Origin of the sequence: Cupriavidus campinensis, from assembly GCF_905397395.1 — a bacterium.
Classification (GTDB): Bacteria; Pseudomonadota; Gammaproteobacteria; order Burkholderiales; family Burkholderiaceae; genus Cupriavidus; species Cupriavidus campinensis.
In genome coordinates this window covers 1-7,617 of record NZ_CAJPVH010000107.1, presented here as the reverse complement: position 1 = coordinate 7,617, position 7,617 = coordinate 1, and the positions used below count along the sequence as shown (strand labels likewise).

General features: G+C 69.5%; 8 protein-coding genes and 1 pseudogene. 3 read left to right on the top strand and 6 right to left on the bottom strand.

Features of this window, described 5'->3' with window-relative positions:
• Positions 1-602: SPOR domain-containing protein (locus KHO18_RS27640; protein ID WP_211944263.1), on the top strand; the 602-nt coding region annotated here is incomplete at its 5' end.
• Positions 603-615: 13 nt separating this feature from the next.
• Here the strand turns inward: KHO18_RS27640 and rfaE2 are convergent.
• The 6 genes from rfaE2 to KHO18_RS27610 form a co-directional block, all read right to left on the bottom strand.
• A complete protein-coding gene (rfaE2, locus tag KHO18_RS27635) occupies positions 616-1,110 on the bottom strand; it encodes a D-glycero-beta-D-manno-heptose 1-phosphate adenylyltransferase (RefSeq protein WP_211944262.1) in 495 nt (164 codons plus the stop codon).
• Between the two features lie 21 nt (positions 1,111-1,131).
• The gene (locus tag KHO18_RS27630) at positions 1,132-1,986 is read right to left on the bottom strand and encodes a ferritin family protein (protein WP_092291283.1); all 855 of its coding nucleotides are present in this window, start codon (positions 1,984-1,986) and stop codon (positions 1,132-1,134) included.
• A 273-nt stretch (positions 1,987-2,259) separates the two neighbouring features.
• Positions 2,260-3,447, bottom strand: a complete 1,188-nt coding sequence (locus tag KHO18_RS27625) for a patatin-like phospholipase family protein (protein ID WP_211944264.1) — start codon at positions 3,445-3,447, stop codon at positions 2,260-2,262.
• Positions 3,448-3,517: 70 nt separating this feature from the next.
• Positions 3,518-4,387, bottom strand: coding sequence for a PhaM family polyhydroxyalkanoate granule multifunctional regulatory protein (locus tag KHO18_RS27620; RefSeq protein WP_211944261.1), 870 nt, complete (start codon positions 4,385-4,387; stop codon positions 3,518-3,520).
• Positions 4,388-4,446: 59 nt separating this feature from the next.
• Positions 4,447-5,286, bottom strand: coding sequence for an enoyl-CoA hydratase/isomerase family protein (locus KHO18_RS27615; RefSeq protein ID WP_144202536.1), 840 nt, complete (start codon positions 5,284-5,286; stop codon positions 4,447-4,449).
• A gap of 89 nt (positions 5,287-5,375) precedes the next feature.
• Positions 5,376-6,356, bottom strand: coding sequence for a fumarylacetoacetate hydrolase family protein (locus KHO18_RS27610; RefSeq protein ID WP_144202534.1), 981 nt, complete (start codon positions 6,354-6,356; stop codon positions 5,376-5,378).
• A 153-nt stretch (positions 6,357-6,509) separates the two neighbouring features.
• Here KHO18_RS27610 and KHO18_RS27605 point away from each other — a divergent pair, with 153 nt between their 5' ends.
• Entirely contained in the window at positions 6,510-7,394 is an 885-nt protein-coding gene (locus tag KHO18_RS27605; protein WP_144202532.1) for an IclR family transcriptional regulator, read from the top strand.
• A 40-nt stretch (positions 7,395-7,434) separates the two neighbouring features.
• Positions 7,435-7,617, top strand: a pseudogene (locus KHO18_RS27600) (DUF3108 domain-containing protein); the annotation flags it as partial.

Genomic DNA, 7,617 nt, shown 5'->3' with positions numbered 1-7,617 from the left:
CGCGCGGCGCGCTGGGTCCCGCCCCCGCCGGCAGTGTCTCGCTGGCCGTGGCCCAGCCGGCCCCGCGCGCCGATGCCTGCTTCGAGATCGGCGGGTTCTCGGCACAGACCGTGGCGCGGGCGCGTGAAGACCTCGCCGCCATCGCCCCCGGCGCCACGCTGCCGGTGCAGCAGTTCGAGCGGACCGAACAGGTGCGCTGGTGGGTCCACCTGCCGGCACAGCCCACGCGCGAGAACGCTGACCGCAAGCTGGCGGAGCTGAAGCGCCGCAAGGTGACCGATGTGTCCGTGGTGAGCAGCGAGGAGGGTGCCTCTGAGGCGTCCCCGGCGTCTTATACCGTGTCGCTGGGGTTGTTCCGGGAGCGCGAGCGCGCCGACCGCTTCCTCGAATCCCTGCGCGCCCAGGGCGTGCGCACGGCGCTGATTACGGACGCACCGCGGCCGGTATCGCGCCAATGGCTGCGCGTGACGTCCTCGGACGACGCGGTGCGGGCAAGGATGGATGAAGTGCGCCTGCGTTATGGCGCGGAGTCGCTCCAGGCGTGCCGCGCCGGCACGCAGGCGCGCGGCGCGAAACAGCCCGGATCGGGCGCCGAAGGTTGAACAGCGAGGCTGATCAGCCCTGCTGGCGCACCTTGGTCAGCAGCTTGGTGGTGGAGCGGTCGTGCAGGAAGGGGATGGCGTAGGCCTGGCCGCCCCAGCTACGGACGAGGCGGGTTTCCTCGAGGGTGTCGATGTCGTAGTCGCCGCCCTTCACATAGATGTCGGGGCGCACCAGGCGGATCAGCTCCACTGGCGTCTTTTCGCGGAACATCGCCACCAGATCGACCGAGGCCAGCGCCGCGAGCAGCGCCATGCGGTCCGACTCATGGTTCAGCGGGCGGTCATCGCCCTTGCCCAGCATCTTCACCGAACCGTCGCTATTCACGCCCACGATCAGCGCCGCGCCCAGCTCGCGCGCCTGCGCGAGGTAGGTGGCGTGGCCACGGTGCATGATGTCGAACACGCCGTTGGTGAAGACCAGCGGGCGCGGCAGGGCGGCCACGGCGGCGCGCAGCGCGGCCGCGTCGTCAGCGGGAACGAGCTTCGATTCGAAGGCGGGAGCGGTCATGGAACGGCGCGGGTCGCGGGGTCAGGCCGGTTGCTGGCCCGCCGCCACGAGGCTGGCGTTCAGTTCCTTGCGGTAGCGGTTCAGCTCCTGCACGGTGTCGAACGTGCGTTCGAACAGCAGCGACATGTTGTGCAGGATGCGCTCGATCACCTTCTTTTCCCACACTTCGTCGAAGCGGATCTGCTCGTCGAGCCAGTGCTCGAGCCAGTCCGGGTCCGGCAGGCGGGACTGCACGGTGTCGTTGGGGAACAACGCCTTGTTCACGTGCAGGTTGGTCGGGTGGAGCGGCTTTTCCGTGCGGCGGGCCGAAGCCATCAGCACGCCGATCTTGGCGAAGGCGGCGCGCGCGGAGTCGCCGAACTGCGCCAGGTACTTCTTCATATAGCGCAGGTAGGCGCCGCCATGGCGGGCTTCGTCCTGCGACAACGTGCGGTAGATGTGCTTGATCACCGGCTCGGTGTGCCATTCGGCGGCACGGCGATACCAGTGGTTCAGGCGGATCTCGCCGCAGAAGTGCAGCATGAGCGTCTCCAGCGGCGGGGCCGGATCGAACTCGAAGCGCACCGCGTGCAGCTCTTCTTCCGTTGGCACGAGGTCCGGGCGGAAGCGGCGCAGGTACTCCATCAGCACCAGCGAATGCTTCTGTTCCTCGAAGAACCAGATGCTCATGAACGCCGAAAAGTCGGAATCATGGCGGTTATCGCGCAGGAACATCTCCGTGGCCGGCAGGGCGGACCATTCGGTGATGGCATTCATGCGGATGGTCTTCGCCTGATCGTCCGTCAGCAGGCTGGGGTCGAAGGAATCCCAGGGGATGTCCTTGTCCATGTGCCAGCGGACCGATTCCAATGATTTGAACAGTTCGGGGTAGAGCATGGTAAGCCTTTGAAATTACGGGCGGATTCTACCAGATGGGAATTATTCTCGAATCTTTTCTCTAGTTCCTTTTTAGTGCGGTTACGAGGGATTGCAACAGACGTTGCCCTTTTTCCGGGAAGCGATGACTGAGGAATCAGCGAGGCTTGCCCCGGGAAAGTGGACGAATTGCGACCTGGGAGCCCGAAAAGCGGCGCTGGGACGGCTGCTCAGGGGGCCATAGGGGCCATAGGGGCCATAGGGGCCATAGGGGCCATAGGGGCCATAGGGGCCTTAGGGCGCCAGCGCGGGATCGGTAGCGCGCACGGCGGCGTGCCCGGTTTCGGGCACCACGCCATAGAGGAAGGCCGCGATGGCGTCAGCCTCCGCCGCGGCATCGCGCTCGCCCAGCGCCAGCAGGGCCTGGGTGAATTCGGGCTCGAACAGCAGGTAGCTCGCGAACGCGGCGCCGCGCGCCTCGGTCCCGCCGAGCGGGGCGAGCAGCGCGCGCACCGTACGCGGCAAGCGGTGCACATGCTGGGCGGCAATGGCCTCGATCGGCTCGCTCGGGGCAATTGTCATGACTTCCACCGGGCGCCAGCCGTCGGTATCGCCGGCGGCCTCGGGCATGCGCGCGAGCAGCCGGTTGATGTGCGTCAGCCGTTCGATATCGGCCTGCAGGCCATCGAGAAAGATGCTGGCCAGCGCCTGCCCGCCCACCTGCGCGAGCGACGGATAGCCGCCGGACGGCACGGTATCGAACCAGCCCGGCCGCTGGCGCGACGCCGCGCCGATGGCCAGGATGCGCGAAGCGCCAAGGTGGATGGCCGGCGAGAGCGGCGACATCTGGCGCATCGTGCCGTCGCCGAACCACTCGTGATGGCCCTCGATCTCGAGCGGCACGGACGGGAACAAAAACGGAATCGACGAGGAAGCGAGCAGGTGGTCCACGCCAATCGGCGCTTCCACGGCCAGCCGCTGGCTGCGCTGCCACGGCTGGATGCGCCGGTGCGACTGGTAGAACGTGACATGGCGGCCGGTGCTGTAGGACAGCGCGGTCACGGCGAAAGCCTGGAGCACGCCCGCGTCCAGGCTGGCCTGCACGCGGCCGGGTTCGAACAGCTCGGTCAGGAAGCTGTCGAGCGGGGCGTTATCGAACAGCGCGCGCGGGGCCTGGCGCGTGATCCAGCCGAATGCGAGCGACGAAAGCCAGCGCGCGCCCGAGACGCCCACGCCCAGCACGCCGGTGCGATAGACGTCATCGGCATGAATGCCGTGCCAGAGCGCGCCGAGGCGGTCGGTGGCGGCCTGGAAGTCCGCGGCGCCCACCGCCATGCCGGCGCTGTTGATCGCCCCGGCCGAGGTGCCGGTGACGATGCCGAACGGCAGCGGGCAATGCGCGAGGCCATGCCGCGCGGCGATACGGGCGATGCCGGCCAGCACGCCGGCCTGGTAGGCCGCCCGCGCGCCGCCGCCCATCATGACCAGCGCCGTGCGCTGGCGCTGGCTGGCGCGGATGGCCGGATCGGCGTGCGCGACGTTCACTGGCGGCTCACTCTACGCTGTCCTCGGGGGTGCCTGGCGCGGCGGGTGTCTTGGCGGCGGGCTGCCTGGGCTTTTTCGCGGCGGGTTTCCTGGTGGCGGCCTTCGCAGCCTTGGTGGCAGCTTTCTTCGCGGCGGGCTTCCTTGCCGGCGTACGCTTTGCCGCCGGCTTCGGGCTCGCCTTGCCATTCGGGGCAGGATTGTCCCGTGCGGCGGGCGCCACGCCCTCCGCGCCCGGGGCGCCCATCCCACCGAATCCGCCCAGGTTGCCGAACGGTGCCGTGGTGGCCGCCGTCGCGCTGCTGGCGATCTGGCTGAACTGTTGCTGGAGCAGATCCCACCACAGGCTCGCGTTGGGCGGCAGCGGTGCGGGGCCGGCGGATTCGGGCGATGGGGCGGGCTCGGGCTCTTCGCCCCCGGCGGCCTCGGCGGCGGTGTCGGGCGGCGCGTCGAAGTCGTCGTCGTCCTCGGCATTGGCCGCGTCGGCTTCGGCTTCGGAGACGGTCTCGGGGGCTGCGGCGGGACGGAAGGGGTGCGGCGGCGAGGTGCTCGGCGCGTTGGCCGCGCGCGCCACGTTCTCCATCGCGGTCTGCATGGCTTCCGGGGACAGCGCGTTGCCGAAGGTTTGCAGCGCCACCAGCGTGGCGCGCTGCACCTCCAGCCCCTGGATGGTGGTGCGCAGCAGGCTCGCGTTCAGTTGCAGCCAGCCTTCCACGGCTTTCAGGTCGTGGATGCGCTTGTCGACTTCTTCGAGGTCCATCGGCGGGGTCATCGCGCTCAGGCCGGGCATCATGCCGCCGCCCGGCAGGCTGCCGCCGGCGCTCCAGATACGGCGCAGGAATTCGAAGCCATTGGTGAAATCGGGGATCTGTCCGAACATGGTCGCGCACGCTCCGTGGGGTGGCCGCCAGGGCCGATCATTCCACCTTGGCTGGCCGGTTACTGGAATTCGGGCGGCCGCTTCTGGCGCAGGCTCGCCATGCCTTCATGTACGTCGGGGCCGCCAAAGCCCATGAATTCGAGCGCCAGCGAGGTATCGAACGCCGGGCCAGCCATGCGCAGCCAGTTGTTCAGCGCGTACTTGGTCCAGCGGATGGCGGTCTGGGACCCCGCCGCGAGGCGGTTGGCCACCTCGAACGCCTTGGCTACCAGCTGGTCTTCGTCCACCGCCAGCGAGACCAGGCCGATGCGCTCGGCTTCCTCGCCGCTGAGCGACTCGCACAGCATCAGATAGTACTTGGCCTTGGCCATTCCGCACAGCAACGGCCACACGATGGCCGCATGATCGCCCGCCGCCACACCCAGCCGGGTATGGCCATCGACGATCCGCGCGGTCTTGGCGGCAATCGAGATGTCGGCCAGCAGCCCCGCCACCAGCCCGGCGCCCACGGCCGGGCCGTGCATGGCCGAGACGATGGGTTTGTCGCAGTTGATGACGTTGTAGACCAGGTCGCGCGCTTCATGCCAGACCCGCGTGCGGGTGGCGAAGTCGTTGGCCATGTCCTCGACCAAGGACAGGTCGCCGCCGGCCGAGAAGCCGCGGCCTTCGCCCCGGATGACGGCCACGCGGATGTCCGGATCGGCGGAAATGTCGCGCCAGATCTCGGCCAGCTCGCGGTGCATGCCGGCGTCGGCGGTGGCCAGCTTCTGGTTGGCGGACTGCGCCGCGCCCATGATGACCTCGAGCACGGGGCCGTGGCGGCGCAGCGTTAGCGACGCGTAGCGCGCCAGGCGCGGGGAGAGGGTGGTGTCCGGGGTCTCGGGGGTCTCTGCAGTCATGGGGGCGGCTTCCGTGGCAAGGGGTGGCTCCGCCGGCATGGGATCAATTGTCCGACCGGTCGGTCGGACAATTATAGGCACATTGCGCGTCAGCGCGGCGCCACGAGCTGGTCGATGGCGCCGAAGATCGACTGGCCCTGGGCGTCGAGCATCTCGATGCGCACCGCGTCGCCATATTTCATGAACGCGGTGACCGGCTGGCCGCCTTCGATGGTCTCGATCATGCGCTGCTCGGCGATGCAGCAGTAGCCCTTGCTGCGGTCCACGTTCGAGATCGTGCCCGAGCCGACGATGCTGCCCGCGCGCACGTTCCGCGTCTTGCAGATGTGCGCGATGAGCTGGCCGAAGTCGAACACCATGTCGGTGCCGCAGTCGGGCGCGCCCACCTTCTTGCTGTTCCAGTGGACGGTCAGCGGCCGGTGCACCTTGCGGTCGTGCCAGGCTTCGCCCAGTTCGTCCGGCGTGACGGCCACCGGCGAGAACGCCGTGGCCGGCTTGCTCTGGAAGAAGCCGAAGCCCTTGCCCAGCTCGGCCGGAATCAGGTTGCGCAGCGAGACATCGTTGGCCAGCATCACCAGGCGGATGCCTTCGCCGGCCTGCTCGGGCGTGGCGCCCATGCGCACGTCGCCGGTAATCACGGCCACCTCGGCCTCGAAGTCGATGCCGAACGCCTCGCTGGCGCAGACGATGTCGTCCTGCGGGCCCAGGAAGTCGTCCGAGCCGCCCTGGTACATCAGCGGATCGGTCCAGAACTCGGGCGGCATCTCGGCGCCCCGGGCCTTGCGCACCAGTTCCACGTGGTTGACGTAGGCCGAGCCGTCGGCCCACTGGTACGCGCGCGGCAGCGGCGCCATGCAGTCCTTCGGCTGGAACGGGAACGGATGGCGCGCGCGGCCGGCGTTCAGGGCGTCGTAGAGGTCCTGGAGCTGCGGGGCGTGGAAAGACCAGTCGTCGAGCGCGCGCTGCAGCGTGCCGGCGATGTCGGTGGCGAAGTGCGCGGTCTTGAGGTCGCGGGAGACGACCACGAGCTGGCCGTCGCGCGAACCGTCCTTCAGGGTTGCGAGTTTCATGGGGGTGCGGGCAATCGTCGATGTGCGGTGGCCGGTAGTCTACCGGACCCCGGGACCCCGGGACCCCGGGACCCCGAGGATGCCGCCCGCCGTCCGCCGCCCGCCGCCCGCCGTATAGAATGGCCGGCAACGCCGCTCCCACCTTCGCCCCGCATGACCGCACCCGACGATTCCCGCCTCGATGACGCCGCCGACCGCCCGGACGACAACGCCGGTGAGGACGATGGCAAGCGCGCGGGCATCCAGTCGATCGAGGTTGGCTTCCGGCTGCTCCAGGCGCTGGCGGCCTCGCCGCGCGCGATGATGCTGCGCGACCTGGCCGCCGCCGCCGACATGCCGCCGGCCAAGGCCCACCGTTACCTGGTGAGCTTCCAGCGGCTCGGCGCGGTGGCGCAGGACGCCGTGAGCGGGCGCTATGACCTCGGGCCGTTCGCGCTGCAACTGGGTCTGGCGGGGCTGAACCGGCTCGATCCGGTGCGCAAGGCGCGGCCGCTGCTGTCGCAGCTGCGCGACGAGATCGACCAGACCGCCGGCATCGCCGTGTGGGGCAACCACGGGCCGACCATCGTCCATTGGGAGGAATCGAGCCATCCGGTCAGCGTGAGCCTGCGGCTGGGCGATGTCATGCCGATGCTGAACTCGGCCACGGGGCGGCTGTATGGCGCCTACCTGTCGCGGCGCCAGACGCTGCCGCTGATCGAACGGGAATTCGCCACGCGCGGCGCCACGCCGCTGCCGGACATGCCCGCCTCGCTGGCCGACTACGACGCCATCTGCGCCGAAGTCCGCGCCCAGGGCGCGGCGCGCACGCGCGGCGGCGTGCTGCCGGGCATCAACGCGATCTCGCTGCCGGTGTTCGACGCCAACGGGCATTTGTCGATGGCGCTGATTGTGCTCGGCGCGCAGAGCGTATTCGATGCAGAATGGGGCGGTTCGGTGGACCGCCGCGTGCGGGACATCGCCCGACAGATCTCTTCGGAACTCGGATACCTTGGCGCCAGCCACGCGGCCGGACCCGCCGGCCACCCCTCGCGCTAGCACGAAACCACGCAGGCGGCTCAGGCAGCGCTGGGTCGCGGTGATCGTGGTCGCCGTGTGCGTGGTGATTGCGCACCTGCTGGTGCTGCTCGGGCTGCTGCGCATGCCGTTGCCGGGCCTGCCCGAGATCAGCATTCCGCCGTCGATGGAGGCGATGCTGCTGCCGCCGCCCACTCCGCCCGCCCCGGCCCCGCGCCCCCGGCCGCGCCCCGTGCCCAAGGCC

Bases quoted from the DNA above. Each gene is read 5' to 3' on its own strand.
- KHO18_RS27615 (WP_144202536.1), bottom strand. From the start codon at position 5,286: ATGACTGCAGAGACCCCCGAGACCCCGGACACCACCCTCTCCCCGCGC.
- KHO18_RS27625 (WP_211944264.1), bottom strand. From the start codon at position 3,447: ATGATGGGCGGCGGCGCGCGGGCGGCCTACCAGGCCGGCGTGCTGGCC.
- KHO18_RS27610 (WP_144202534.1), bottom strand. From the start codon at position 6,356: ATGAAACTCGCAACCCTGAAGGACGGTTCGCGCGACGGCCAGCTCGTG.
- KHO18_RS27620 (WP_211944261.1), bottom strand. From the start codon at position 4,387: ATGTTCGGACAGATCCCCGATTTCACCAATGGCTTCGAATTCCTGCGC.
- KHO18_RS27605 (WP_144202532.1), top strand. From the start codon at position 6,510: ATGACCGCACCCGACGATTCCCGCCTCGATGACGCCGCCGACCGCCCG.
- KHO18_RS27630 (WP_092291283.1), bottom strand. From the start codon at position 1,986: ATGCTCTACCCCGAACTGTTCAAATCATTGGAATCGGTCCGCTGGCAC.
- rfaE2 (WP_211944262.1), bottom strand. From the start codon at position 1,110: ATGACCGCTCCCGCCTTCGAATCGAAGCTCGTTCCCGCTGACGACGCG.